Annotated in this window: 28 protein-coding genes; 18 read left to right on the top strand and 10 right to left on the bottom strand. The window is 59.9% G+C overall.

Annotated features, from left to right (window positions below):
• The first annotated feature begins 58 nt into the window (after positions 1-58).
• The 5 genes from DHV10_RS07070 to bla all read left to right on the top strand — a co-directional run bounded on the left by DHV10_RS07070 (position 59) and on the right by bla (position 7,150).
• Complete coding sequence (locus tag DHV10_RS07070; RefSeq protein WP_109485535.1) at positions 59-568, top strand: FtsB/FtsL family cell division protein; 510 nt, start codon at positions 59-61, stop codon at positions 566-568.
• A gap of 228 nt (positions 569-796) precedes the next feature.
• A complete protein-coding gene (locus DHV10_RS07065) occupies positions 797-3,088 on the top strand; it encodes a penicillin-binding protein (RefSeq protein ID WP_109485749.1) in 2,292 nt (763 codons plus the stop codon).
• Between the two features lie 179 nt (positions 3,089-3,267).
• Positions 3,268-4,779, top strand: coding sequence for a UDP-N-acetylmuramoyl-L-alanyl-D-glutamate--2,6-diaminopimelate ligase (locus DHV10_RS07060; RefSeq protein WP_109485534.1), 1,512 nt, complete (start codon positions 3,268-3,270; stop codon positions 4,777-4,779).
• Positions 4,776-6,194 carry a UDP-N-acetylmuramoyl-tripeptide--D-alanyl-D-alanine ligase gene (locus DHV10_RS07055; protein ID WP_109485533.1) on the top strand — a complete coding sequence of 473 codons (1,419 nt, stop codon included), beginning with the start codon at positions 4,776-4,778 and terminating at the stop codon, positions 6,192-6,194. Before DHV10_RS07060 ends, DHV10_RS07055 begins: the two co-directional genes overlap by 4 nt.
• A gap of 59 nt (positions 6,195-6,253) precedes the next feature.
• Positions 6,254-7,150 (top strand): subclass B3 metallo-beta-lactamase, encoded by an 897-nt coding sequence (gene bla, locus DHV10_RS07050; protein ID WP_109485532.1) that lies wholly within the window; start codon positions 6,254-6,256, stop codon positions 7,148-7,150.
• Between the two features lie 65 nt (positions 7,151-7,215).
• On the opposite strand, the gene DHV10_RS07045 is transcribed toward bla, so the two are convergent.
• Positions 7,216-7,635 carry a DUF2267 domain-containing protein gene (locus DHV10_RS07045; RefSeq protein WP_109485531.1) on the bottom strand — a complete coding sequence of 140 codons (420 nt, stop codon included), beginning with the start codon at positions 7,633-7,635 and terminating at the stop codon, positions 7,216-7,218.
• A gap of 180 nt (positions 7,636-7,815) precedes the next feature.
• Here DHV10_RS07045 and mraY point away from each other — a divergent pair, with 180 nt between their 5' ends.
• The 4 genes from mraY to ftsW all read left to right on the top strand — a co-directional run bounded on the left by mraY (position 7,816) and on the right by ftsW (position 12,265).
• The gene (gene mraY / locus DHV10_RS07040; protein ID WP_109485530.1) at positions 7,816-8,952 is read left to right on the top strand and encodes a phospho-N-acetylmuramoyl-pentapeptide-transferase; all 1,137 of its coding nucleotides are present in this window, start codon (positions 7,816-7,818) and stop codon (positions 8,950-8,952) included.
• A gap of 45 nt (positions 8,953-8,997) precedes the next feature.
• Positions 8,998-10,410, top strand: a complete 1,413-nt coding sequence (gene murD / locus DHV10_RS07035) for a UDP-N-acetylmuramoyl-L-alanine--D-glutamate ligase (protein WP_239461315.1) — start codon at positions 8,998-9,000, stop codon at positions 10,408-10,410.
• Between the two features lie 173 nt (positions 10,411-10,583).
• Positions 10,584-10,937, top strand: a complete 354-nt coding sequence (locus DHV10_RS07030) for a GIY-YIG nuclease family protein (RefSeq protein WP_109485528.1) — start codon at positions 10,584-10,586, stop codon at positions 10,935-10,937.
• Positions 10,938-11,170: 233 nt separating this feature from the next.
• The gene (ftsW, locus tag DHV10_RS07025; RefSeq protein ID WP_109485527.1) at positions 11,171-12,265 is read left to right on the top strand and encodes a putative lipid II flippase FtsW; all 1,095 of its coding nucleotides are present in this window, start codon (positions 11,171-11,173) and stop codon (positions 12,263-12,265) included.
• A 24-nt stretch (positions 12,266-12,289) separates the two neighbouring features.
• On the opposite strand, the gene DHV10_RS07020 is transcribed toward ftsW, so the two are convergent.
• The 3 genes from DHV10_RS07020 to DHV10_RS07010 form a co-directional block, all read right to left on the bottom strand.
• Positions 12,290-13,636: a type II toxin-antitoxin system HipA family toxin gene (locus DHV10_RS07020; protein ID WP_109485526.1), complete on the bottom strand. Its 1,347-nt coding sequence runs from the start codon at positions 13,634-13,636 to the stop codon at positions 12,290-12,292.
• A complete protein-coding gene (locus DHV10_RS07015) occupies positions 13,633-13,887 on the bottom strand; it encodes a helix-turn-helix domain-containing protein (protein ID WP_109485525.1) in 255 nt (84 codons plus the stop codon). Before DHV10_RS07015 ends, DHV10_RS07020 begins: the two co-directional genes overlap by 4 nt.
• Positions 13,888-13,957: 70 nt before the next feature.
• On the bottom strand, positions 13,958-14,581 hold the full coding sequence (locus DHV10_RS07010) for a DinB family protein (RefSeq protein ID WP_109485524.1): 624 nt from the start codon (positions 14,579-14,581) through the stop codon (positions 13,958-13,960).
• Between the two features lie 228 nt (positions 14,582-14,809).
• Here DHV10_RS07010 and DHV10_RS07005 point away from each other — a divergent pair, with 228 nt between their 5' ends.
• Positions 14,810-15,082, top strand: a complete 273-nt coding sequence (locus tag DHV10_RS07005) for a hypothetical protein (RefSeq protein WP_109485523.1) — start codon at positions 14,810-14,812, stop codon at positions 15,080-15,082.
• A gap of 208 nt (positions 15,083-15,290) precedes the next feature.
• The gene (locus DHV10_RS07000; protein WP_109485522.1) at positions 15,291-15,887 is read left to right on the top strand and encodes a hypothetical protein; all 597 of its coding nucleotides are present in this window, start codon (positions 15,291-15,293) and stop codon (positions 15,885-15,887) included.
• A 102-nt stretch (positions 15,888-15,989) separates the two neighbouring features.
• Here the strand turns inward: DHV10_RS07000 and DHV10_RS06995 are convergent, their stop codons facing one another.
• Both DHV10_RS06995 and DHV10_RS06990 read right to left on the bottom strand, forming a co-directional pair.
• Entirely contained in the window at positions 15,990-16,577 is a 588-nt protein-coding gene (locus DHV10_RS06995; protein WP_109485521.1) for a GDYXXLXY domain-containing protein, read from the bottom strand.
• Positions 16,574-17,803: a DUF2157 domain-containing protein gene (locus DHV10_RS06990; protein WP_162601276.1), complete on the bottom strand. Its 1,230-nt coding sequence runs from the start codon at positions 17,801-17,803 to the stop codon at positions 16,574-16,576. The genes DHV10_RS06995 and DHV10_RS06990 overlap by 4 nt, the downstream gene beginning before the upstream one ends.
• 183 nt (positions 17,804-17,986) lie before the next feature.
• Between DHV10_RS06990 and trmD the strand changes: the two genes are divergently transcribed.
• Positions 17,987-18,856, top strand: coding sequence for a tRNA (guanosine(37)-N1)-methyltransferase TrmD (gene trmD / locus DHV10_RS06985; RefSeq protein WP_109485748.1), 870 nt, complete (start codon positions 17,987-17,989; stop codon positions 18,854-18,856).
• Positions 18,853-19,425: a methyltransferase family protein gene (locus DHV10_RS06980; protein ID WP_109485519.1), complete on the top strand. Its 573-nt coding sequence runs from the start codon at positions 18,853-18,855 to the stop codon at positions 19,423-19,425. Before trmD ends, DHV10_RS06980 begins: the two co-directional genes overlap by 4 nt.
• Before the next feature lie 23 nt (positions 19,426-19,448).
• Here the strand turns inward: DHV10_RS06980 and DHV10_RS06975 are convergent, their stop codons facing one another.
• The gene (locus tag DHV10_RS06975) at positions 19,449-19,781 is read right to left on the bottom strand and encodes a hypothetical protein (RefSeq protein ID WP_109485518.1); all 333 of its coding nucleotides are present in this window, start codon (positions 19,779-19,781) and stop codon (positions 19,449-19,451) included.
• 256 nt (positions 19,782-20,037) lie between these two features.
• On the opposite strand from DHV10_RS06975, the gene rplS reads away from it, so the two are divergent.
• Complete coding sequence (gene rplS / locus DHV10_RS06970) at positions 20,038-20,403, top strand: 50S ribosomal protein L19 (RefSeq protein WP_109485517.1); 366 nt, start codon at positions 20,038-20,040, stop codon at positions 20,401-20,403.
• Between the two features lie 75 nt (positions 20,404-20,478).
• On the opposite strand, the gene DHV10_RS06965 is transcribed toward rplS, so the two are convergent.
• On the bottom strand, positions 20,479-20,664 hold the full coding sequence (locus DHV10_RS06965; protein WP_109485516.1) for a hypothetical protein: 186 nt from the start codon (positions 20,662-20,664) through the stop codon (positions 20,479-20,481).
• 125 nt (positions 20,665-20,789) lie between these two features.
• Here DHV10_RS06965 and DHV10_RS26970 point away from each other — a divergent pair, with 125 nt between their 5' ends.
• A complete protein-coding gene (locus DHV10_RS26970) occupies positions 20,790-20,939 on the top strand; it encodes a hypothetical protein (protein ID WP_162601275.1) in 150 nt (49 codons plus the stop codon).
• A gap of 89 nt (positions 20,940-21,028) precedes the next feature.
• Here DHV10_RS26970 and DHV10_RS27705 read toward each other — a convergent pair whose 3' ends face one another.
• Positions 21,029-22,447 carry a methyltransferase domain-containing protein gene (locus DHV10_RS27705; protein ID WP_239461314.1) on the bottom strand — a complete coding sequence of 473 codons (1,419 nt, stop codon included), beginning with the start codon at positions 22,445-22,447 and terminating at the stop codon, positions 21,029-21,031.
• 136 nt (positions 22,448-22,583) lie between these two features.
• On the opposite strand from DHV10_RS27705, the gene DHV10_RS06955 reads away from it, so the two are divergent.
• From DHV10_RS06955 to DHV10_RS06945, 3 genes are all read left to right on the top strand, one after another.
• Positions 22,584-23,582: an AraC family transcriptional regulator gene (locus DHV10_RS06955; RefSeq protein ID WP_109485515.1), complete on the top strand. Its 999-nt coding sequence runs from the start codon at positions 22,584-22,586 to the stop codon at positions 23,580-23,582.
• 76 nt (positions 23,583-23,658) lie between these two features.
• On the top strand, positions 23,659-24,309 hold the full coding sequence (locus tag DHV10_RS06950; RefSeq protein ID WP_109485514.1) for a ribonuclease HII: 651 nt from the start codon (positions 23,659-23,661) through the stop codon (positions 24,307-24,309).
• Positions 24,310-24,326: 17 nt separating this feature from the next.
• Positions 24,327-25,445, top strand: a complete 1,119-nt coding sequence (locus DHV10_RS06945) for an MSCRAMM family protein (RefSeq protein ID WP_109485513.1) — start codon at positions 24,327-24,329, stop codon at positions 25,443-25,445.
• 18 nt (positions 25,446-25,463) lie between these two features.
• Here the strand turns inward: DHV10_RS06945 and DHV10_RS06940 are convergent, their stop codons facing one another.
• The gene (locus DHV10_RS06940) at positions 25,464-26,084 is read right to left on the bottom strand and encodes a protein-methionine-sulfoxide reductase heme-binding subunit MsrQ (RefSeq protein WP_109485512.1); all 621 of its coding nucleotides are present in this window, start codon (positions 26,082-26,084) and stop codon (positions 25,464-25,466) included.
• Between the last annotated feature and the right edge of the window lie 17 nt (positions 26,085-26,101).

Here is a 26,101-nt window from a genome sequence, read left to right as displayed (position 1 = left end):
ATTAAGTAAGATCCCGGCTAGCAGCTAGAGGCTAGCGGCTAGAAGCTAGGAGAAACACATGGCTGCATGCACGGCAACACTTATCGATACAAAACCCGGCTGGACCGCTCGCGTTTCCGAGCGCAACGCCACTCTCTTAGCGCAGCAGCCCATGCGTCGCCGTGGAATCCGTACTCCGGAAGTCCTCTTCACGCACAGCTTCGATAATTCGCGACTCGTGAAAGCAGCCGATCCGGTTCGCGCGCGCCAGATGCGTGTGTTCGCAGCCGCATGCACCGTGCTCTTCTCGCTCATCATGATCTACGGTCTCCAGCACTTCTATGCGATCGAGAACTCGTATCGCATCGAGTCGGAGAAGCAGGTGCTGAATCAGCTCCGCGAAGAGAACCGCCAGCTTCGCCTCAGCGAAGCACAGCTCAGCCGCCCCGGCCGCATCGACGGAATGGCGCGCCAGCTAGGCCTCGCCGAACCGCAGCCCGGCCAGGTGGTGCACGCCACGCCGCGCCTCGAGAACAGCGCCCCGGTGCTGGCGCAGAACAACACAGCGCAACCGAACGCGACCTATTAGAGCGCTTTCCTTAGGGGCTGAAGCCCAGGCGACTTTGATCGGACTTGTGCGGCACGACTGAAGTCGTGCCCTTTCAAAACAGAGGCGCGATTATGGTTCTCGCGCAGACACTCCAGGGCTGAACAGCCACCGATGTAATTCCCGTGATACCTCTCCGCGCACATGGTGGGATTCGTGCGTCTTGCGCGAGTCTCAATGCTCTAACCTGAAACCGAATCGTTGGTCACCATGCAGGCAGCACTCCGCGCAACTCGTCTTCGCACCGTCACCACGCGCGCCACGCCCATGAAGCTGTCGCGCTTCTGGATCATCTCCGGCTTCTTTCTCTTCTGGGCTCTGGCGATCACTACCCGCCTCTTCTGGCTGCAGATCGTGAGCCATCACGACTACATGGAGCGCGCTCTCAAGCAGCAGCAGCGCACGTTTGAGGTTTCTCCGCGGCGGGGCATCCTCTTCGACCGGAACATGCGAGAGCTGGCGATGACTGTGCAGGTCGACTCCGTTTATGCCGATCCATCGGAGATCGACAATCCGCAGGCCGCCGCGCGCACGCTTGCCGCCATCGTTCACACCGATCCTGAAGACAAGCTCACCCGCGTCGACCAGATCGCGCATCGCCTGCAGGACGGGAAGAACTTCGCCTGGATCGCCCGGCGCGTCTCGCCTGAAGTTTCGCAGAAGCTGCACGCCCTCAATATGAAGGGCATCTACTACCAGAAGGAATTCCAGCGCTTCTATCCCGACGCGCAGATCGCCGCGCAGGTGCTCGGCTACGTCGGGCTTGACGACAACGGCCTCGGCGGCATTGAAGGCAAGTTTGACAACAAGCTCCACGGCACCCCCGGCCGCATGCTCGCCGCCATGGACGCTCGGCGGCATGTGATCGGCTCAAACGCGCAGGAACCCCAGGCCGGGCAGAACCTTCAGCTCACCATCGACGAAAACATCCAGTTCATGGCCGAGCGCGCGCTCGACCACAACATGGAGAAGACGCACGCCGACAACGGCACTGTTGTCGTGCAGGACGTACACACCGGACAGATTCTGGCGCTTGCTATTCGCCCCACGTTCAATCCGAACCAGTTCCGCCACACCACGCCGGCGTTACTCAAGAACCACGCGGTCAGCGACGTCTACGAGCCGGGGTCGACGTTCAAGCTGGTGGCATACTCAGCCGCATTGGATCAGGGCCTCGTCAAGCCAGATGACTTAGTCGACTGTCAGGGCGGAGTCATCACTCTTGCCGGGCGAACGATTCACGACAACCAGGGCGAGCACTACCACGTGATTCCCGTCCATAAGGCTCTGGAAGTATCGAGCGACGTAGGTGCGATCAAGATGGCGCTCAAGGTTGGCCAGGATAAGTTCAATGACTACGTTCACGCTTTCGGATTTGGGTCGCGCTCAGGAGTAGAGCTGCCGGGCGAGACACGCGGTCTGCTTCGTCCCGTGAAGAAGTGGCAGCCGTCCTCGATTGGTTCGATCGCCATGGGGCAGGAGGTCGGTGTTACGCCTCTTCAGCTGGTTTCGATGGTTTCCACGATTGCCAACGGTGGCACCTATCTGCCTCCTCATGTGTTGATGTCCGCGACGAGCACATCTGATGCGCAGATGCGCAGCCAGCCTTTTAGAGTGGGCGAGGATATGCCCGATCCTCTTCCGTCCGGCGCTCATCGCGTAATCTCGGAGCTTGCAGCAGCCCAAATGCGCAAGATGATGGAGGGCGTCGTGCTCTACGGCTCGGGAAAATCCGCACAGCTCAACGGCTATTCCTCCGGCGGGAAGACGGGCACGGCGCAGAAGATCGACCCGGCAACGCACCTCTATTCGAAGACGATGCACATCGCCTCCTTTGCTGGCATTGCCCCCGTCAACAATCCGGTGATTGCAGTCGCGGTCATCATGGACAACCCGAAGGGAAGCCAGTATTACGGCGCTGAAGTTTCCGCACCGGTCTTCTCTGAGGTCGCCCAGCAGGTGCTCGAGTATCTGAACGTGCCTCACGACGTAGACGTCCGGCAGCCGAAGGCCAAATCGCCGCTGAAGCAGGCGAAGCTCGAGAAGCCCATCCACGAGGACGACGCCGACGCCGATCAGGCCAATGTCAACGCTCTCTTCGCGGCGGTCAACGATCTTCCTGCCGATGATCCGCTTCGCCAGCCGCAACAGCCCGCACCCGGAGCATCGCAACAAGCCGCCGCAGCCCAACCGCAGTCTGGATCAACGGCATCCGGCGATCAGGCGTCGTCTACCGCCGACCAATCGCAGCCGGCCACGACGATCTCTTCGGACACCGCGCCTGTTGCCGAACCTAAGCCAACGTACGTTGCCATCAGCGACGGCAAGAAGCTCAACGTGCCTTCGCTTGTGGGCCTGCCCATTCGCACCGTCATCGAGATGACCGCCGCACAAGGTCTCCAGGTCCAGATCACCGGCAGCGGCACCGTCCGCGAACAAGCCCCTGCCCCGGGCACCAAAGTCCCTAGCGGAACAAAGGTAGTAGTCCGGTGCGGCAGATAAACGAACCTATCGTTGCAAGGCCCTTCGCTCATTCATATCGACTGTCATCCCGAGCTGAGCTGATGGACCCGCAGTTGCTTTTCAAAAATCAGATGAGTCAATGCAGCACCATGAACTCGCCACTCTTCGACTGACCCCGTCACAACAGACTGCATCCGCCCCATCTACAATCATCCACAATGCTCTGGTCCGACCTCATCGCCGAACTCACTGCTGTCGGCTCGTCCGGCTCCTCGTCGCAGCCGATCACGGGGGTGGAGTACGACTCCCGCCGCGTTCGCCCCGGCTCCGTCTTTGTCGCGATGAAAGGCGGCACTACGGACGGCAATCGCTACGTCGACAAAGCCATCGCCGCCGGAGCGCTCGGCATCATTACCGACTCCTCGCGGACCTTCGACCATCTCGTCGTCTACAAATCCGAAATCCCGGTAGTTGAGGTCGAGCACGGCCGCCGTGCTCTCGCCGAGGCCTCCGCCGCATTCTTTGGCCATCCCGAGCGCAAGATCGCAGCAACCGGCATCACCGGCACGAACGGAAAGACCACGACTGCCTTCCTCACCGAAGCGCTGCTCAACGCCGCTGCGCGCAAGACTGTCCTCATCGGGACAATCGAATACCACGTGGCCGGCGAAATACGGCATTCGGTCCACACCACGCCGGAGTCGCGTGACGTCTTCGAACTCCTCGCGGAAGGTGCAGCTCGCGGAGCCACCGAACTCGTCACTGAAGTCTCGAGCCACGGCCTTGATCAGGGACGCAACTTCGGTATCCCCTTCGACGTTGCCGTGTTTACCAATCTCACGCGCGACCACCTCGACTATCACGTCACGATGGAGAAGTATTTCGCTGCCAAGCGCCTTCTCTTCGACGGGACGGTTTATCCGGCGCCACGCGTGGCCGTTCTGAACGCCCACGACGAACGCACTCTCGATCTCATCGAGGCCGCTCGCGGGGGCGGCTCCAGCATCTGCACCTATGGGATCGGAATCGGCGACTTCCGCGCCACGTCGCACAAGCTCACTCCTGGGGGAGCCACCATTCAGCTCGAAACTCCCGTCGGATCCGCCCAACTCAACTCGCATTTGGCCGGAGACGTCAACGTTCTCAACCTGCTCGCCGCCTTCACTTCTGCACACGCCCGGGGTGTTGCCTTTGACGAGCTTGTCGACGCTGTTCCGCATCTGAAGCCGGTGCCCGGCCGATTCCAGCCCGTCGACGCCGGCCAGCCCTTCACCGTCATTGTGGACTACGCGCACACCGACGATGCACTTCGCAATCTCACCGCTCTCGCCCGGCAGCTTGTGGCTGCGAACGACGGCCGCATCATCACCCTGTTCGGCTGCGGAGGCGATCGCGACCGCACCAAGCGCCCCAAGATGGGCTATGCGGCAGGGGAGGGAAGCGACCTGGTTATCGCCACCAGCGACAATCCGCGATCGGAAGATCCCCGGGCCATCCTCGCCGAGATTGAGCCCGCACTGAAGGCCACCGGAACGCACTACACCATTGAGCCCGACCGCGCCGCGGCCATCCATCTCGCGCTCAATTCGGCTCAGCCCAACGACGTTGTTCTCATCGCGGGCAAGGGGCACGAGAGGGAACAGATCCTGGCCGATCGCACCGTTCCCTTTGACGACGCCGAAGTAGCGCTCGCAGCATTGCGCGATTTGGGTTACGGTAAAGAGTCATGAAATTGACCCTTGCAGAAGCCGCCATCGGCGCCGGAGCCATGCTTGAAGCGCCCTCGAGCCTTTCGTTTGCCGGCGGCCGGATAGCTACCGGATACTCCATCGACTCGCGCACTGTGGGTGCGGGCGAGCTGTTCTTCGCTGTTAAAGGGGAGCGCTTCGACGGGCACGACTTTATTCCCGCCGCCATCGAACGCGGGGCTATTGGCGCAGTTGTCTCCCGCGCAAAGCTGTCCACTCTACCCGACGCGGCACTTGCAGTCCCTCTTCTCGTCGCGGAAGATGCGCTTCTCGCGCTTCAATCGCTCGCATCGCATGTGCGCCGGCAGTGGGGCAAGCGCGTTGTCGCCATCACCGGCTCCGCGGGAAAGACCACTACAAAAGAAGCCATCGCCGCCGCACTCTCCGCGAAGTTCAACGTCCTGAAATCCATCGGCAATCTCAACAATGCCTACGGACTTCCGCTGCAGCTTCTACGTCTCGAGCCCGAGCACGAATACGCGGTGATCGAGATGGGCATGAATCACCTTGGCGAGATTGCGGCGCTCTGCCGGATTGCCTCACCCGACTGGGGAGTCGTCACCAACGTCGGCACCGCGCACATTGAAAACTTCACCGAGGGGCAGGCCGGCATCGCGCGCGCCAAGTACGAGCTCATTGCTTCGCTGCCCTCGTCGGGCACAGCCTTTCTCAATTGCTCGGATCCCTATGTTTCGCAGTTCGGCCGCGACTTCCATGGCAAGGTCGTTTACTTCGGGGTCGGCCCCTGCGGGGATCCAGCAATTCTGGATGTAAAGGAAGATCAGACCGGGCTGCACGTTCACTATCGCGCCGGCGAGAACGATGGGCGTTTCATTCTGCATCTTCTTGGCAGCCATAACGCGCAGAACGCGATCGCCGGGCTGGCTGTCGCTCTCGAGGCGGGAGTGGATATTAATCACGCCATCGCCGCGCTCGAGTCGCTCACGCCGGGTAACAAGCGCGGCGAAGTTCTCGAGATTAGCGGAGCCACGATTCTGAATGACAGCTACAACTCCAACCCGGAAGCGCTTCGCTCGATGATCCAGTCGCTGGCTGCACGTCCGGCGCACCGACGAATCCTTATCGCAGGCGAGATGCTTGAGATGGGCACGCACGCTGAGGCTGCGCACGCTGCCTGTGGCAAAGCGGCAGCGGAAGCGGGCATCGATCTCGTCGTCGGGGTTCGCGGGAACGCGCAGCACCTTGCAGCGGCAGCCTGCTGGGGCGGCACCGCATCGATCTTTCTGCCCGATGCGCAGACCGCCGGCGAGTGGCTCGCGAAGAACATCCAGCCCGGGGACGTGGTATTGGTTAAGGGCTCGCGCGGAGTGCAATTGGAGCGCGCTATCGAAGTGCTGAAAGAACATATCGCCACGAGTTCATCGGAGTCGCAGTGAAAGCAACGTTCGATTTACGAGAAGGTTGGGTGCCCCATCCATTCGACGTTTTGTGTCGCATGGGTGGGAAACCAAGATGGACGACTTTCATCTTTCTCATCGTCTCCGTCTTGTCAGCGGTCGGGGCCTCTGCCCAGAAAGACTCTTTCAGCAAGGACAACCCATCGTGGGTTCAACCCTTCCCAGCTTTCAAGATCGCAGGCAATCTTTACTACGTCGGTTCGCAGGATCTCGCCGCCTATTTGATCGTCACTCCGCAGGGCAACATCCTCATCAACTCAAATCTCGAGTCTTCGCCTCCGCAAATCAGGCAGGCAGTCGAGTCGCTCGGGTTCAAATACAAAGACACCAAAATCCTCCTCATCAGTCACGGCCACTTCGACCACTGCGCAGGGAGCGCTCAGATCAAGCGTGAAACCGGTGCGAAGTACGAAGTGATGGCGCAGGACATCCCCGTCGTAGAATCCGGCGGCCACAACGATTTCAACTACAGCTCCAGAGAGTCATTCTGGTTTCCGCGAACCAAAGTGGATAGAACCCTGCACGATGGCGACACCGTTTCTCTCGGCGGTACTACTCTCACGGCGCACCTGACCGCCGGCCATACCAAGGGCACCACCACCTGGACCCTCGACGAGCAGGACAACGGACGCACCCTGCACGTCGTCATTGTTGGGAGCCCCAACGTCAATCCGGGCTACAAACTCGTCAACAACAAGACCTATCCGCAGATTGCCGCTGACTACAAACACCAATTCGAAGTCCTGAGCAAACTACCCTGCGATATCTTCCTAGGCGCCCACGGGGGCTACTTCGATCTGCACGAGAAATACGAACGGTTCAAGAAGGGCGACACGAACGCGTTCATCGATCCCGCCGGCTACAAGGCCTACATTGCCGACCGCCAGGAGGCCTTTGAAGCCGAACTCAAGAAACAATCAGCGAACAAACACTGACGCCGCTGTGCCCCATTCATCGCAGCTTTATCGCGACGAGTGGGACAAGCCGGCGCTCCGAGTCCTTACACCTTCCAGAAATCCGCCGCTCCCTCCGGCAGCGTAGTCAGCACGCGATCGAAAACCTCCCGGTCCACATTACGCCGTAACGCGCGCGCGACCATCTGAATCGCATCATCCGGAGCGTAGTTGTGCAGGGGCCGCAAGTTTTGCACCTCCCGCGTCATCGTGTCGCGATCTTCAAAGCACCGCAACGGCTCATCCGGATCCCAATCGGCAACAAAGAGTGCGCGGAGCCCGACCGGCAGCACGTTGCAGAATCGGATGGCGTCTCTGATCCCCAGCCTTCGCCGGAAGGCCTGGAATACGCCCTGCGCGATCGTATAGGCCGGATGAGTGGAGTCGAAATTCGTCTGATCGCGCACATCGGTGAGGAAGTTGTAGAACGCGATATTTGCCTGTTGGTACTCCGTCGGGACCGTCATGATTGCATCACCTCAAAGCAGGATTGCCTCGATCGTTTCAGCGATCCCATCCTAACCCCGCCGACGCCGCTGCCTCCCATTCACTCCCCAGATTCGGCGCCTCTTCATCCGCGCTCTTCTGAGCCCCACCCCTAGTAGAATCAACTCTGATTCCGCCCCTGATCCGGCATTGGAGAACCCTTGCTCTACTGGCTGCTTTACGAAAAGCTGTTCCCGTTCTTCCACCCCTTCCGGATCTTCCGCTATCTCACGTTCCGAACCGTCTTCGCGTCGCTCACGGCGCTGCTGATTGCCATGTTCATCGGGCCTTATGTCATCCAGAAGCTGCGCGAATTTCAGATCGGCCAGTACATCCGCGAAGAGGGCCCCAAGTCGCACCAGAAGAAATCCGGCACGCCCACGATGGGCGGAGTGCTGATCGTCATCGCGATCCTTCTGCCCACGGTTTTGTGGTCTGACCCCGGCAATCCTTTCGTGTGGATCGCCGTCTGCTCCACGCTGGCTTACGGCGCTATCGGATTCGCGGACGATTACACAAAGGTCGTCCACCGCCGCAACCTCGGACTCACCGGCCGCGCCAAGCTTTTCTGGCAGGCGCTCGCCGGCGCGGGAGTCGGCGTCGTACTCGTCGTCCTCACGCAATTCAAGCTGTTCGCCACGCAGGTCAGCGTTCCGTTCATCAAGGTGCTTCATCCCAACTTCCAGTGGCACATGTGGCCGGCAACCATTCCGCACCTGGGCTTCCTTGTTTACCTTCCGTTTATCGCCTTTGTCATCTTCGTGCTGATGGGCACATCCAACGCCGTCAACCTCACCGACGGTCTCGACGGTCTCGCGATCGGCTGCACCATCATCGCTGCCGGTGCGCTCACAGTGCTGACCTACGTCAGCGGCCACGTTGTCTTTGCCGACTACCTCGAACTGCAGCGCATGCCGCTCGTTGCCGAACTCACGGTCTTCTGCGGCTCGATGGTCGGGGCGAGTATTGGCTTCCTCTGGTACAACGCCCATCCGGCTGAAGTCTTCATGGGCGATGTGGGCTCGCTCGCGCTGGGCGGAGCCATCGGCACCGTGGCCGTCATCATCCGGCAGGAATTTCTGCTGCCCTTTATCGGCGGAATCTTCGTGATCGAAGCGCTCTCAGTCATGCTCCAGGTGGGCAGCTACAAACTCCGCAAGAAGCGCATCTTCAAAATGGCCCCGCTGCACCACCACTTCGAGCAGTTGGGCTGGAGCGAGTCGAAGGTTATCGCGCGCTTCTGGATTCTAGCGCTGGTGTTCGCCCTCTTTGCGCTGACTACCCTCAAACTTCGCTAGACGTCTAACGCGCGTGAGCGCGCTAACTCCGCGAGCCCCGCTGGAATGCATTATCCTTGTCCTGCACCCATGCTCGAGCTCAAAGGCAAAAAAGTCCTCGTCGTCGGACTCGGCAAATCCGGCCTCGCCGCCGCGCTCTTCCTGCGCCGCCAGGGAGCCCACGTCACCGTCTCCGACATCCGCTCCGCCGAAGCCCTAGCCAAAGACATCCCCGCTCTCCTTGATGAGGGAATTAACGTCGAAGCCGGCGGACACGGCCTGCTCACCTTCCGCCGTCAGGACCTCATCGTCGTCAGCCCCGGGGTACCGCTCGACACTCCCGAACTCGTGCAGGCCCGCAACCTCGGCCGTCCCATTATCGGCGAACTCGAACTCGCCGCCCGCTACCTCAAAGGCCAGATCCTCGCCGTCACCGGCTCGAACGGCAAGACGACCACGACCTCGCTGATTGGCGAGATCCTCGAGAAGTCCGGCCTCCGCACCCAGGTTGGCGGCAACATCGGCGTTCCCGTCGTAGCCCTGATTGAAGGCTCAGCAGACGACACCTGGAACGTTCTCGAAGTCTCCAGCTTCCAGCTTGAAACGACCGAGGTCTTCCACCCCCGGATCGCCGTCATCCTCAACATCACGCCCGACCATCTCGACCGGCACGGCACCTTCGAGAACTACGCGCTCGCCAAGGAGCGCATCTTCCTCTCCCAGACCCAGGACGACTACTGCGTGCTCAACGCCGACAATCCTCGCGCCGCCGCTGCCGCCGAGCGCGCCAAATCCAGCGTCTACTGGTTCTCCTTGAAGCACGCAGTCAACCAAGGCGCCTGGGTCGAAAGCAAGACAATCGTCTTCCGCACCTCGCCCTCATCCGTGCCCGAGACAGTGATGCCGCTCAGCGCCATTCCCCTCAAGGGCGATCACAACATCGAGAACGTGCTCGCCTCCGTCTGCACAGCGCGCCTCGCCGGAGCCGCCTTCGAATCGATCCGCAAAGGCGTCGAGGAGTTCAAAGCCGTCGAGCACCGCCTCGAGTACGTGGCCACCGTCAACGGAGTCGAGGTCTACAACGACTCCAAGGCCACCAACGTCGACGCCACGGCCAAGGCCATCGCCGCATTCCCCGGCAACATCCACCTCATCCTCGGCGGCAAAGACAAAAACTCCGACTACACCGAGCTCAACGAGCTGCTGCGGGCGAGGGTCAAAGCGGTCTATACGATCGGCTCGGCGGCCGCGAAGATTGAGTCGCAGCTCCGGGGCGTGGTGCCCATCCATTCTTGCGAGACGCTCGATAAGGCTGTTGGCGCCATTGCTGCCGCGGCGCATCCGGCGGAGGTGGTTCTGCTTGCCCCGGCATGCTCTTCGTTCGATCAGTTCGAGAACTACGAACAACGCGGCCGCGTGTTTAAGCAGCTGGTCAGCGACTGGGAAGCCTCCCGCGGCATGCATCCCCACACTTCTTGAATGCACCCATTAAGCAGCTCCAGGACACGCTCTTAAATCACCACTGTCATCCTGAGCGCACGGGGCCCCACGCGCTTTCTTCAGCGTGGGGGTGGTAAGCGAAGGATCTGCTTCTTGTGATCCTAGTGATCCATGACACTTCAGTACGCGAGCATGTCCGTTAGCTTCGAGATATGCGCGAGCACGTGTATTTCACCTACATAGTCGCCAGCAAGAGCCGCACCCTCTACATCGGAGTCACCAGCGACCTTCGCCACCGTGTATTCGAGCACAAGACCAAAGCCTACGAAGGCTTCACCTCGCGCTACAACTGCAATCGCCTCGTCTGGTTTGAACGGTCCAATAATGTAAGCGCCGCAATCCAACGTGAGAAGGAGCTCAAAGGCTGGCTTCGATCGAAGAAGGTTGAGCTGATACAGGCCGCGAACCCGACCTGGGAGGATCTGAGCGCCGACTGGTTTCCGCACCTGACCAGGGAGGTTCTCGAGACGGGCGCTTACGGAAAAGCAGATCCTTCACTCCGCTGATGAAAGCCGCTCCGTTCAGGATGACAGCCTCATTGCAAAAGGAAGCCGCTCCGCTCGGGATGACAACCCGCAGTTGCTGCCAACCAACTTGACCACTTTGATCCCCACTCCGCACCCCATCCAAATCTCCACAAGCTACCCGTGAAACCATGAACCAAGCATCAGCAAGAACCTGGGTGCCCACGTCTCGATTCTGAGACATGGGAGACGGTACGTTTCGATTTCGAGAGACTATGGCCAAACGCGTAGGCGTCGACAAGTGGATCTTCTTCACCACGCTCATGCTCGTGGTGGTCGGCCTCGTCATGGTCTTTTCCGCCTCTGCCGTCACCGCGCAGGCCCGCTTCAACTCGCCTTATGCTTTTGTGGGACGCCAGGCCGCATGGGCGCTGGCGGGCATCTGCGCCATGCTCGTGCTTTCGCGGATTGATTACACCCGCTACAACACGCCCCGCTTCGTCTTCCCCGCTCTGGCAATTACGACCATGCTGCTCCTGCTGGTCTACTTCTTTCGCGACTCGCACAACACCCACCGATGGATCCGCTTCGGCTCGCTCTTCACCTTCCAGCCGTCTGAAATCGCCAAGCCCGTCATCATTCTCTTTCTTGCCTGGTTCCTCTCCACCCGCCTCGACCAGATCAACGACTGGCGCAACACGCTGCTCAAAGCCGCGCTCATGCCCGTCGTTTTCATTCTGCTGATCGTCAAGCAGCCCGACCTCGGCACCGCTCTCGTCGTCGCCGGAGTCTCCGCAATGCTGCTGCTCCTCGCCGGCATGGACTGGAAGTATCTCGCCCTTGCCGCCGCCTCCGCCGCGCCCGGCCTCGCCGTCCTTCTCTTCTGGGTCCCCTGGCGTCGCGCCCGCATGCTCGCCTTCATGCACCCCGACCTCGACCCCCAGGGCGCCGGATTCCACATCAACCAGTCCCTCATCGCCGTCGGCACCGGCGGCTTCATGGGCCGCGGCTACATGGAGGGCATGCAAAAGCTCTTCTACCTGCCCGAAGCGCAAACCGACTTCATCTACGCCAACATCGCTGAAGAGCTCGGCTTCCTCGGCGCCATGGCCATCCTCATCCTCTTCATCGTCCTCGGATACCGCGGCCTCCGCACCGCCTTCCGGTCTACGGATCCGTTTGCGCGCCTCACCGCCTTCGGACTCACGACGGCGATCCTGCTTCAGGCCTTCTTCAACATCAGCGTGGTGCTGTCGCTCCTGCCCACCAAGGGAATCCCGCTGCCCTTCATCTCCTCCGGCGGCACCAGCCTCTTCTTCACGCTGTCAGGAATCGGCATTCTCCTCAACATTTCGAAGAAGGTGGACTGATCGCGCGCGGGATTCCGCTAGCCATCATGGTTTGCGCTTACCACGTGCTCCGAGCAACTCCGACCTGCCAGTCACCGTTCTCGAACTCGCCAGCTTCGGCGCATCGGAGATCGCCTCAAACTCCTTGACCAGTTTCCACTCGCTCAGGCCGTACATGCGCGAGTCGCGAAGCTGGTTCACACCCTCTTTCCACGCCGCCAGCATCCGCTTTCCCGAGTCCCTGAAGCCAGCAAGTTCGTTCATCGTCTTGTGAACCGCCTTCGCGGTATCCGCAACCGCATCGCTGATCTGTTCGACAGCCACCTTCTGTTCTCGCTCGGGAATGCCGAAAGTTCCGGCGATGAATCGAGTCAGCGTCTTGCCCGGCAACCACGTCTTTTTTCCCATGATGCTGATCGCCGGCGGATTATGCTGATATCCGGCGTATACCGAAGTCGTGAAGAAGTCGTACGCCGGCGCCAGGCTCACATCATCCCGCGACGTATATACGAGCGCAACGTTCTTCGCATGGCAATCGGCGTTGCGAAGCGCGTAGGTCAGCAACAACATCGATGAGAGCCTGCGGAAAGTTTCGTACTGGTCGCGTCCAGGCACATGCGCGCGAACCGCCTTTGCAATTCTTTCCCAGGTCGTCTCGTATTTCTGCGCGGGGCGCAGCCCCAGCAGCGAACAGAAGTCCTCAAGTGCAAGATGCGGCCTTCCGCTCTTGTCCACATCGAAGCGATGCACCACCAGCACATTTCCGTCATCCGAGAGTTCCGTCTTCGCCGTCGGAATCACCTTCGCCGCCACTTGCATGCACAGGTGCTCATTGGCCGTCGCAAAGGGCAGGCGCGATGACGAGCCCTTCACAATGTGGCGATGGGTCAGCATGGTCGCCTTGGGATGACGCCCCAGCCCGGTCTTGCTGCTTTTCCCGGCATCAAGAAACTTGGGCAGAATGCCGGAGACGCCGCTCCGCGCATGCTCTCGAACCAATTGAGCGAACGCTTCCTCTGAGTTGTCTCCCTTCAACAATTCATCCACTTCGATCGGCTTTGCATTCTCGTTGAGAGTCGCATCCGGTGGCGCGACCTTCACGCGGCCCACCATGTTGCGGCCGATCACCGATAGCAGTGCAACCGGACTGGCTCCCACATGCGGCCCGAACTCCTCCTGCAATACCTGCAGCAGGTATCCCTCGGGCAGGTTCATGCGGAAGATTGGGTGAAGCTCGTCATCCCACGGGTAGGACTCGGTGCGAACCGGCATGGTCAGCGAAACGAGATCTTCCGGCGCTGCATCCGGCGTGTATGCCATCACACTGCGGAAGTCTCCCACCTGCTCCAGCACGCCGACATGCTTGTCGAGAACGTGAACATTCAGCTTCATGATCCGCTCCGCTCACGCCGCAGCTCATCGAGCGTGCCGGTCGCGCCGACCTCAACAAATGCGATCTCTATGCCGAGAACGGCAAGCACAGCCAGGAGCTTGCGTGAACCGAACTCAGTCAGTTGTCCGCGCTCCAATCGCGACAGTTGGTCTTGTCGGAGTCCGGCCTGGCCCGCTACCAATCCCTGTCCCAGGTGGAGAGTCCTTCTTCTTTCCTGGATGGCTTTGCCAAGTTCTTGTAACGTCTGCATTTATGCATTATAAAGCAAATTATGCAGAGTTTAGGGAAATATTTGGCTTATAAGGCATAAAATGCCTCTTTCACTCAACAGTGAGACTCTCCCACCTCCACATCGCCGAAGTCGCCGCGCCGGGCAGCTTGAATCCCAGCTGATTCGCCAGCATGCAGACCTGTCCGCGGTGGTGCGCCTCGTGCGTAATCATGTAGGCCACCATCATCGGCCCGGCGGGCCACGCCCGCGCCCATCCATCTCGCAAGAACTTCGGGCTCTTCTCTGGAGATGGATTCAGCTCCGGCGATGCAGTCAGCAGATGCTCGATCATCTTGACGCACAGAGCGCCGCTTGCAGCCAGCGCCTTGCATGCTTGCGCCTGCGTGCAGTTGCGATCGAGTTCAGCAGGCAAGGGAAGATGCGGCGCCGAAAGCCGAATCCACTTCCGCCGCACATGATGCATGTGCGCGAAGATTGCCGCGATGGTCCGGGTGCTCGAACTCGATCGGGCGCGGGTTGCTAAATCAGAGTCTGTCCCGGGTCCCCAAGCGCGAGGGACCCTTCGGCTTCGCTCAGGGCAGGCTCCGGGCACCCGCCAGGCTCGTGAATCCAACTTTTCAATCAACAATTGATTGATTTCCTCATTCACTGCAAAACTCCGCACCACCTCGGCAAGCACATCACCTCTCGCGAAGACCTTCGTTCGAGCCATCGCCTCACCTCCCGACAGCAATTCAGGTTACGCTCACAGCCTAGCTCCTAGCTCCTGGCTTGTGGCTTCTGGCCCCCAGCTCACGTCATCTCTGATCACTGACAGCACTGTGATCCCTCTCACATTCGGCCACTCAATCGTCATGTGACGATGGTGCATATCGAGGCACTTCATTGTGCCGACCATCACAGGCTGGATGGGGTCCGGCCGGCAAAGCAAGAGGCCAGAATGATCGCAGAACAAGAACAGTCGACGTGTGTCCAGTCGCCGGTACAGAATCGCAGACGCACTTCATCGTTAAGCGCAGCGATCGCAGAGCCGCATTTCAACCCGGCTCACGTGACGCACGATCAGCTCTTTGAATTCGCCGCCAACGCTCCCGCAACACTTGCCGAACGGCACCCGCGTCTGACGGTCCTCGCCATCTCCGCCGCCGTGCTCTCTGCCGCGATTGCGCTGGAGATCAGCTGTCTTTCCGGATCGGGCTACTTCTGGCGCTAACTGGATCGGCGGCCGATCCAGCCAAGCTCCCTGAGCTGTTTGGTACTCACTACGCCCAACTCACTACTCACCAGCTCCTGTTCTTTCCGCGGCATCAAAATTCACCATCGTTTCAGCCCACCCTCCTTCCGGACCTCGCATCTGTCTCTTCGGATTCGTCGGCAACATCCCGGCGCCTTCCCCATTCGCATCATCAGGAGACCAGATCATGAAGCTGAGAATCGTATCTCTCTGCGCAGCGGCCCTCTTCGCGCTGCTCCCCATCAACGCAACCGCGCAGAGTGCAGTCACCGCATATGGAGGCTCCACAGACGTCACCCTCTCCTCGACCCTGACCTCAGCGCTCAGTTCGCTCGGCGTCAAGATCGGATACGATCATCCCGCCGTTGTCTCGGGAGCAACCGCGACCTTCCCCATCGTCAGCGGAGTGATCGACCTGAAGACCAGTGCCGGCACGCTTCTTCACTCTGGCTCGCTCACGTTCGATGCCGCGTCCGATAACACCAAGGTCAGCCTTCAGGCCTTCGTCATCAGCACCGCTTCGAAGACACCTGTGCTTTCAGGCGAGGTGGTCGTGAATAACGCGGTCTGGGGCCGCTACAACCTCTTCGACCTCACGCTTCCTGCCGGGACGACGCTTCCCCTCAAGCCGAACGGGAACACCCTCTGGCTCAAGGGCGTGAAACTGACGCTCGATCCGTCCATGTCGGCGATGCTCAACAAGGTCTACGGAGTTTCGCAGTTCACGCCAGGATTCGAAGTGGGCACCGCCAACCTCAGCGCAGTGGTGGGCTGGAACCGGTAACGATTCGTCGCGTAGGCACTTCCACGCAAAGCAAAGCCCCATCGAGCCTGTACGGCCGATGGGGCTTTTTGCGGTTGCGAGTTCTTGCATGACGGTGACCGGTTACTGGAATGCCAGCGGTTTCCACGCGCCATTGTCTTTGAGGGCGAGTTGCAGCGGTCGCGGCGGGCCTTTGGGCGGCACGGTGACCTCGATCCAAAGCTCCTGGCCTTTCTTCAGGAATGTCGGATCACTGGCGTGCTCGGAGATGTAGAAATCGACGGGCACGGCGAGGCGCATCTGGTCGCACGGAGATCCAGGCGAGGCTGCGACGTTTTGTGTTGAAGTCGTGCTTTCCGGTTCAGGGACCCGGATTGCAATCAGCTTGTTATCTTTGACCCCGAGCCGTGCTTGAAACCATATCGTGTCGGGTGCAGTGACATTGAAGTTGGGGCTGCGCACGGTGACGGTGCCGCCGGCGTTGCGCGGGAATTGGGCGTTTTTGGCGGACGGAAGAGTGCTGCTGCAACCGTCGACCGTAAGCTGCAGGCTGAGGTATCGGCCGCGCATGATTAGCGAGGGATCGTAAGCGGCAGCCCGCGTCCATACCCGAGGGCATGTCGCGCGCTGGTAGAAGTATTTGAGGGCCACGGTCGAGACCAGGGCGACCTGAACGGCAAGCAGAAGGAGAGAGACGCGGGCAAGTTTCATCGTGCCTCCTCGAGCGGCGCGGGCATTTGGGCCATGCGAGCGAGCAATCCGCGGCGCGTCTTTTCGAGAGCCCAGCCTCCGGCAAGGAACAGGATGCCGAGGCCGATGAGTCCGAGCGAGCGGCCGAACTTGTCGAAGATGTTGCTGAAGTAGAACCAGGCGACGCTCATGCCAAAGGCGATGACGCCGAAGTTGACGAGGCCGCGGCTTGCCTGGCGCACTCCCCACCAGATGAGGAAGACGCAGAAGCCGGCAACGAGAGCGTGGGCGAGCAGGTTCGGTTCATTGCGGGTATAGAAGCCGTAGGTGTTGCCGTAGGGGTAGTGCTCGATCCAGACACGTTCGCACCAGGGAAGCGCGATGACGAAAGCGATAGCCGCGAGGACGGGCGCTGTTGCTTTGCGAAAACTGAACAGCGAGAAGAGAAGCGGGACGACGGCGATGACGACCCATCCCCAGAACCGGGTATGAAGCAGCGGAAGCGGCTGCATCCCGCTCCACGATCGCCAGCTTGTCAGAAGGAGGGACACGCTTGCTACGGCAGCGAGAGTGGAGACGCCGAAGAGGATTCCGCGGACGATGCGGCGGCGCGTGTCAATGAAAAGCGTGAGGTACAGGATGGCCCATACGAAAAGAAATCGCCCGACGTAGATCTCCGCTCCGATGTGATTGTCGACGGCGTAGCCCCACTCGCAGATGAGCCACGAGGGAACGAGAAGCAGGGAGAGCGTCTGCTGGGCCTGGTCGCGCAGGAGCTTCCATCCGCAGAGGGCGGCAATGGCCCACAGGAGGATGGCGGCAGGCCAGTGCTCCTGAATGTTGAAGATCTGGCCGACGAGGGCGATGGCTGCTCCGGTCGAGACGGTCCCGACGGCGTGCAGCGTACTTGAGGTCGCCGGGTATTGATTGCGCGTGAACGCTCCGCCGAGGTGGAATATCGTGACCATCGCCATGACAAGCGTGTAGCGCATGGCAGGTCCGAGCTGGTCCCAGTGAGAGGAGACAAAGAGCACGATGCCGCTGGCGAGGAGGATCCCGCCAAGGATCAGTGCGAGTCGCCCCTGCCATGCCAGGCCGGATTCGCGAGCTGCTGGCCCTGGCGCGGCGATTTCGCGAGTGCTTGATGACTGCTGGGCCGACTCCCATATGCGGATGCGAGCGGCTGCTTCAGCGTCGAGGACGCCGGCGGAGAGCCAGCGGTTTAGAAGCGATTCGTAGTCAGGCATGATTTTTCGCACCATTAGAGCACAAAAGACGATTGAAGCTTTGGTGAGTAGCCCGTCGTAATTTGAACTCTTCTTCGGGACAGTTGAGTTGAGATTAGCGAGCGCGATGATGCCAGAGAGGCCGTTGCATACAGTTTCGCGAGTGTCACAAGACGGCAGGTTCTATGATCGTGAATGACCGTTATGCAGTTTGAGATCATCACGATTTTTCCGGGGTTTTTCGCCGGGATCTTTGAGCATGGGATTGTGCGGCGCGCGCAGGCCGAGGGCCGGGTGAACATCGGCGTGCACGATTTGCGCGCTTTCACGCATGACCGGCATCGGACAGTGGACGACCGGCCGTTCGGCGGTGGCGAGGGCATGGTGCTGAAACCGGAGCCGCTGGCTGAAGCGCTGGAGTCTTTGGGCATTCTGCCCAAAGACAGGGAACAGGGATCAGGGGACAGGGATCAGAAGGCCGGGGAACAAGGGAACGAGGGGACGAGGGAACGCCTGAAGGTGATTCTTATGTCCGCGCAGGGACGACCCTTTACGCAGGCGGTGGCGCGCGAGTTGGCGAAGCTGGAGCGGGTGGTTCTGATCTGTGGCCGGTATGAGGGCGTGGACGAGCGGATCAACGAGCTTTATTGCGACGTGGAGTTGTCGATCGGCGATTATGTGCTGAGCGGCGGGGAATTGGCGGCGGCTGTCGTGGTTGACACGGTGATGCGCCTTGTGCCCGGTGTGCTGGGAAATGAGGCTTCGGGTGAGTTCGAGAGCTTTGGCGTGGGCGACGCGGAGATTGAAGTGGATGTGGACGGCGTGCCACGGTCGCAGCATGGAGCGGGCGGTTTGCTGGATTATCCGCACTACACGCGACCGGCCGAGTTTGCGGGACTGAAAGCACCGGAGGTACTGCTGAATGGCGACCATCAGCAGATCAGGCGCTGGAGAAGGGAACAGCAGCTGCGCAAGACGTTTCGGAATCGGCCGGACCTGCTTGAGAAAGCTCAATTGAGCGATGATGACCTCAGCATCCTCGAGCTCTTAAGAAAGAAGAACGGTACACCATGAAAGTCACTCCACTCCAGATTGCCGCCTGGGTTGAACTCGCCATCTGCTGGATCGCATGGTCGATGGCGTTTGTGAAGCCGAGGAAGCGCGCCCAAGGGCAGAAAAGGTCGGTGCGGGCCTCCTCCTCTCGCTGGGGTGTTCTGCTGGTCATGTGCGGTTATGGCTGCGTCTGGGCATTCGTAATGCCTAAAGATTTTGAGAAGTCCACCGCCTCACTGATCGCCTCAATGCTTGTTGCACCGCCATCTGTCGCGCTCGTGTGGATGGCAACTCGGCATTTAGACAAGCAATGGCGTGTTGAAGCCGCACTTAGCGAAGATCACAAGCTGATTACGAGCGGTCCATACCGATGGATTCGAAATCCAATCTATGCATCCATGCTGGGGATGCTGCTCGCGACGGGATGCTCGAAAACCTGGTGGCCTCTGCTGGTTGCGGGCGTGATCTTGTTTATCGTCGGAACCGAGATCCGCGTGCGTGCCGAAGAGCAGCTGCTGTCGGATCGATTCGGCGACGAATTCGAACCATACAAGGCGACGACGCCGGCCTCTTTGCCGTTCGTTAGATAGACTGTTCAGCCAGTACCTGGCGTCTAGCGGAAGGGCTGAACCGGTTGAGGCTGATCGGCACCGACCTGACCAAGATCGATCTTGGCAACGAAGAAATTCTCTCCCCGCGTGGGCGAGTCCGCCAACCTGCGCAACATCGCAAGCTGACCGACGTGCCCGAGCGCATCGGCGATCGGTCCCTGGAAGAGCGCCTCGGCAGATGCGTGCAGTTCAGCGTCGGACGCGAGGTAACCGTCAAACGCTCTCAGGGCGGCAAAGAAGCGCGCCTTTTCCTCCGTCCATGGAAGCGGAGTGGAGTTGCGCCAGCGCTCTTTCCCCTGAACCGCGCTGAGGGCCCAGTCGAACAGGTCGCCCATATGACAAAGGATCTGGAATCGGCTTACGGCCGCAGCTGTCGAACCCGGCGAAGGCTTCTGGCGCGTCGTGATGCGCTCGGCTGGCGCGGTAAGCGAGGGCGGCGACGGTATGGCGGAGAAGTTCGCGTTTCTTGTCCATGCGAGCCAATATAGCTTGAGAGGACGGCCGGGTTCAGTGGCCCAGGCTGCAAGACTAGGCTTTTGGCCTGCTTCTCTGTTAGAATCAAGGTTCTGAGTCCATCAGCAGGAAGAAGCTATGTCCATCCATCCCGTTATGCAGCGCCTGGCAGAAAAGCTGAAGCGCACCGATCTGCCCAGTTTCGTGCCCGGCGACCAGGTTCGTGTGCAAGTCAAGATTAAAGAAGGCGATAAGGAACGTCTGCAGGCGTTTGAAGGCCTTGTGATTGCGGTAAACCGGGGGCCTCAGGGCACCTTCACCGTGCGAAAAATGAGCTTTGGGCAGGGCGTTGAACGCATCTTCCCTTTCAATTCCAAGGTTGTGGATAAGGTTGAGAAGGTTCGCAGCTACAAGGTTCGCCGCTCCAAGCTGTTCTACATTCGCGGACTCCGCGGAAAGGCTGCCCGCCTGAAGGAAGTGGAGCGCGCGACCGCCAAGGCGTAGGAGTGCCCGTTCACAAGATGGAAAACCCCGGCTCGAGCCGGGGTTTTTGTTTCAGAGTGAGAGCCGGGAGCTGGATCAGTCTTCCCGGGTGTTCTTGTTGAGCCGCTTCGCATCCCCGGTCTCTTTGTCTTCATCGAGGCCCGTGGAGTCGGCGATGTCCACTGATCCGAGTGAGTCGTTTACCAGACCGTCATCAGGCTCAACATTGGGATCCTGAAGTCCGCCAGGCTGTTCATGCGTAGGCTTCGCGTTGGTGGTCATTGCTCCTCCTGAGCTTGTTGGATGCAACAAGAGCGAGCACGACAAAGTCCGGGTTTATGCAATCACGGGCCTCCCTGAAAGTTCGGTAAATGGACTGGAAGATTTTTGAGTTGAGGATGTGAAGAGTGAAACGAAAATTCCCCCTGTTTGAGATTGTGATTCTGGTTGGCCTCGCGGTGATCTTTGGCCTGACGTACTGGCAGTACAAGGGAGCGCAAAGAGACTTGCAGAAGCACGACGACGATCTGAAGCAGCAATACCATCCGAAGGAGTAAGACCGGTCTCGGTGGGGTTCGCGCAAGGTTGAAGCCCGGACGAGGCGAGGCAAGTCCGGGCTAGTTCTCAAGATTCTTTTCTGGGACCTTCAGCTAATCCTTGAAGATGGCGTAACGGTGTGATGGCCCAGAATCTCTCGCAACCGGGCGAGGTGGTGCCAGCTGTGGCGGAGCGCATGGTCTTCCACCACAAATTGCGCTGTCACCGGGGCACCCGAGTTGAGCGAGAAGGGTGCGGCGCGGTCGAGTTCTTCGTCTGTGAAAGCGCGAACAACATCGGCGGCCTCCCTGCTGTTTTTGAGAAGCAGTTCAATCGTTTCTGCCCGTCCCACGCTGGCGCTGTCGGCTGCATGTCGGGCGTTTATTCCTGCAACAACCTCCCATGTGACATCGGTGACGGTCTTGCCGGAAGCGACCGACTGCGCGACCCCAATCTCAATGGGATACATGCTGGCGACGTGATGGATGATGACGCCGGCTGTACGACCCTGCTTGCCGCCCTCGATGGTGGGTGTGGCCCACTCGGCATCTGTTAAGCGGCCGGCGAAGTCGGCGAGACGGGCCGCGCCTTCTTCAATGCGATCGGCGAGCAGCTTCGCACGGTGATTCGTTTTCCGGCTCTTGACCGGGATTGAGTGGATGAACGGGAGATCGGGATCGCGATCACCGCGAATGGCGATGATCTCGAGGTACTCCGAGTCGACGAGGGTTGCGTTGCCGACACCGCGGTTGTTGGCACTCCAGAGAGCGACGAGGTCGGCCTTGAGCTGTTTCTGACCTTCCGGATCGAGCGCTCCAAACGCGCGTGTCATAGGGCCGTAATGCTCGCGGAAGAAGTCGACCACCACGTCGGGCGGGAACGGATATTCGAACTGGTAGTGGCGATAAGTGCATCGCAGATCGAGGACTCCCTCACGGAAGCGCTCGTGTACTGTCGCTTGATCGCCCCAGAGTACGGGGGAGGGCATTCCATTTGGCGCAATGTAGCGGGCGATAATCTTGAACATCTGGCCGACGAAACCCTGGGGGGTCCAGTTGGCCATTGCGATTTTGCCTCCCGGCTTGCATACGCGGACGAGCTCGGACGCGACGAGGTCTGGACGCGGGGCAAACATTGCTCCAACAAGGCTTGTTACTACATCGAAGTGCGCGTCGGGGTAGGGGAGAGCTTCGGCATCGCCTTCGTCGAAGGTTGCGGCGAGCTTCTCTTGGAGAGCCCGGGAGCGAGCCCGCTCGAGTGAGTTGGTGGCGATATCGCAGCCGGTGACAACGGCTCCAGCGCGCGCTGCGATGAGAGCAAGCTGGCCGGTGCCGCAGCCGACGTCGAGAACCTTCTGCCCGGGTTCCACTCCGATGCGGCGGAAGAAGAGGTGTGCGTCGGGCTCGAGGTAACGGGAGAAGACGTCGTAGTCTCCGGTCATCCAGGTGGCTTTCAGACGTGCCTTCAACTGGTTGATTTCGCTGACGGAATTGCTGGTGCTGGGGGAAACCGCGGCTCCTGTACTCATGTTTTGAATCTTCCTCGGCGGGGATTTGATCAAGTAAGATCAAGCTCTACTATGCGCGGAAGCGGACTTGCCTACTTGACTGAACCGCCCGCATGGTTAGCTCAAACGCCCATTTTTCTGAAAGCGTGCAAGTGCAATGGACGTGTTGTCAGAGGTGTTGAGTACCGTTCGACTGCGTGGCGCGATCTTTTTCAACGCCGAGTTCAGTGCGCCGTGGTGCATCAGCTCGTCCGGTGCAGCCGGTATTGAGCCGCATCTTCCTTTTCCGAATGCGCATTTGATCATGTTTCACTTCCTCACGGAGGGACGCGCATACGCGAGGCTTGGAGAGTTGCGCGTGGACCTCGACGCTGGTGACATTGTGGTGTTGCCGGGCGGCGACTCTCACCTGCTGGGCAACGGCCCGCTCCGGGGCGAGCCTGTCGATTCGTTCCGTGAGTTTGCCGCAAGCCTGGCACAAGGTCTGAGGGCGGTGAAGTTCGGAGGCGGTGGGGAGAAGACCAAGTTCGTGTGTGGGTATATGGCTTGCGATCCGCGACTTGCCGACGTATTTCTGTCGGGATTGCCTCGGCTTTTGAGGGTGCCGGTGGCGGCCGGACCATCGGGCAAATGGATCGAAAACTCAATTCGGTTTTCAGTCGATGCGTCGACCGGATCAAACGAGGGCAGTTCTCTGGTGGTCGGTAAGCTGTCAGAGGTTCTCTTCGTCGAAACGCTGCGCTCGTACATCAGTTTGCTGCCCAAGGAACAGACCGGATGGCTTGCGGGGCTGCGGGATCCGAACCTGGCGAAGGCGCTGGCTCTGATGCATCGCGATCCAGCGCGCGACTGGACTGTAGAAGCATTGGCAAAAGATGTGGGGCTCTCACGCACCAGGCTGGCGGAGCGGTTCCGGCATTTCCTGGGAATGTCGCCGATTGCTTACCTGACAGATTGGCGGATGAGAATTGCAGCGGACGCGCTGGAGAAGACGGACAAAAGCGTGGTGGAGGTGGCAATGGATGTGGGATACAACTCCGAGGCCGCCTTCAACCGTGCGTTCAAGCGTGCCTACAATGCCCCGCCGGCGCAGTTCCGGCAGCAGAAGAAAGGTCTCAGAGTCGTCGAGTTGAGCCCAGAGCCGGCGATGGCGTAACGAGTTCGTTTCACGGTACGGGTTTTCCGCAGGAGAGGGTCGTTTCGCAGATTCAATTCGTTTCTATACTGGGTGCATGGCGAAGGTCGTTTGCGGTTGGAAGCTGGAGAAGGCTGCGGCGAAGTGCGGCTTTCTGCGGATTGCCGGGTGCGACGAGGTGGGCCGCGGGCCCATGTTCGGGCCGGTGGTTGCCGCCGCTGCCATTTTGCCGCTGGGCTGCAGGATCCCGGGGCTGAACGATTCGAAGCAGCTTTCTGAAGCCAAGCGCAATGAACTGGACGTGATCATCCGGGCGAAGGCTCTGGCATTTGCCATCGCAGCCATCGATGTGGAGACGATCGACCGGATTAACATTCGCAATGCGTCCCTGCTTGCCATGCGGACTGCCGTGCAGCAGCTTGGAATGGAGCCGGATTACTTGCTCATCGACGGATGCGACACGATCGACTGGCCGTGCCCGCAGGAGTCGGTGATCCACGGGGATGGGACAAGCTATTCCATTGCTGCGGCGAGCATCCTGGCCAAGGTATATCGCGACCGAATGCTCGTGGAACTGGATGCGGTGTACCCCGGATACGGGCTGGCAAAGCACAAGGGATACTGCTCGCGTGAGCATCGGGCGGCGCTGGACCGGCTGGGACCCACTCCCCTGCATCGGAAGAATTGGAGCCCGGTGATACAGACGACCTTCGGATTCAGCGAGACAATGGAGATCGCAGTCGATTAGATCGCGGAGGCTGCGCCATGGAACGTCTGCAGCTGCTCTGGATTGCTGTTCCGCTCGTCTTACTTGCCGGTTGCGAAAAGCGCTCGAACAAGCCTGATCCAACGAAGGGCGTGGTGAGCGGCCTTGTCATCTGTGCTGACACCGCCAAGCCTGCTCGATTCGCTACTGTGAACCTGACGCCGATTCCACAGATACACTCAGAGCCGAATGATGATCCACCGCTGGCGCCGGTAGCGACGATTCAAACCGGGCTTGATGGACGCTTTCGCATGGAGGCTGTACCTCCCGGTGAATATTACGCGTTTGGGACGCTCGATGGGTATCTCGATCCCATGCGCGGGCTCGACTTCGGGCAGATCAGCGCGAAGGGTACGACATCGGAACAGGAATGGGCCGCGGTCAAGCAATGGAAAGAGAATCTGACCGCCGTGAAGGTTGCAGTGCGCCGAGTTTCAGAGATCACGATCCAGTTGCGGCGGGCTGCGGAGATCGAAGGGACAGTCAGCTTCGATGATGGAAGTCCGGCAATCGGCATGCGCTTTCAGCTGTTCAGGAAGAACGCGAATAAGGAGTGGGGTCCGGTGGGGCTTCCGCTCTTCAACAATTGGGCGATCGATACGACCAGCGACAGCCACGGTCATTATGCAGTGGAGAATCTTGCGGCCGGTGAATACATCGTGTGCGCATTGATGCCGATTGACTCAGAAGACATTGCGCCGCGCGTGTGCCTGGGAAATGTGTTGCGCCGGAAGGCTGCAAATTCGATCAAGGTGAGCGAGGGCGAAGTGGAGCATGGAGCGGATATCGTGATCCCCGTTTCAGGACTTCGCACGGTCGGCGGCCGTGTGGAAGCGGTGGAGGATGGCCACGCTCCTTCTCATGCGACGGTGACGCTGTTGTACGCAGATGATCACGAGCAGGCCAGAACGGCTTCGATCGACAACGACGGCAGTTTTCGATTCGAGTACGTTCCGGAGGATAGCTACGTTCTGCGCGTAGGTGGGGCGAAAGACGACGCTGAGGAGGGGACCGGCCGAGGCGAACGCCTGTATTTGGAGAAAGAGATGCCCTTGCGCGTGCACAGCGATGTAAACGATGTGAACATTCTGCTTACTCGGTCGCCAGCTCACAACTGACTTCCCGAGTGCTTTCGATCAAGCCGCGACAGCGCGGCGCGTTTTTCGTTTCTGGATGAAGAGCAGAACGGGGCGCGCGAGGAGCAGCACGGCGAGCGAGATCGTCAGATTCATCGGGCTGAGGACACCGGGTTTCACCTGCCACCAGTAGTGAATGATCCCGCCGATTGCGGCGAGGTAGACGAGTTTGTGGAGACGGTTCCACTGCTTGCCGCCGAGCTTGCGAATAGCCCAGGTCGTGGATGTGAGCGCAAGCGGGACGAGAAGTATCCAGGCAGCAAATCCCGCGATGATGAAACGGCGCTTCGTGATGTCCGTCTTGAAGACGTTCCAGTCGAAGTTGAGATAGAGCGCGAGATACGTGGCGAGGTGGATGGTCGCGTAGAAGAAGGCGAACAGGCCGAGCAGGCGGCGGAACTTGATGAGCCACGAGAGCCGGGGAGAGAGAAGGCGCAGAGGCGTAACGGCGAGCGAAAGAATCAGGATCAGGAGCGCGTTGTAGCCGGTGGTGAGCGCAATGTTTGATGACGGATCGGGGCCGAGGTTGTTGGTGACGGCCTCGTAGACGAGCATTAGAAATGGACCGAGACAGGCGATCCAGGTGAGGGTCTTGAGCGTGATGAGAGTCTTGCGGGACATGGGATTTCAGCGGCGCT

The organism is Occallatibacter savannae (genome assembly GCF_003131205.1).
GTDB classification, from domain to species: Bacteria; Acidobacteriota; Terriglobia; order Terriglobales; family Acidobacteriaceae; genus Telmatobacter; species Telmatobacter savannae.
This window is presented reverse-complemented; position numbering and strand designations above follow the sequence as displayed.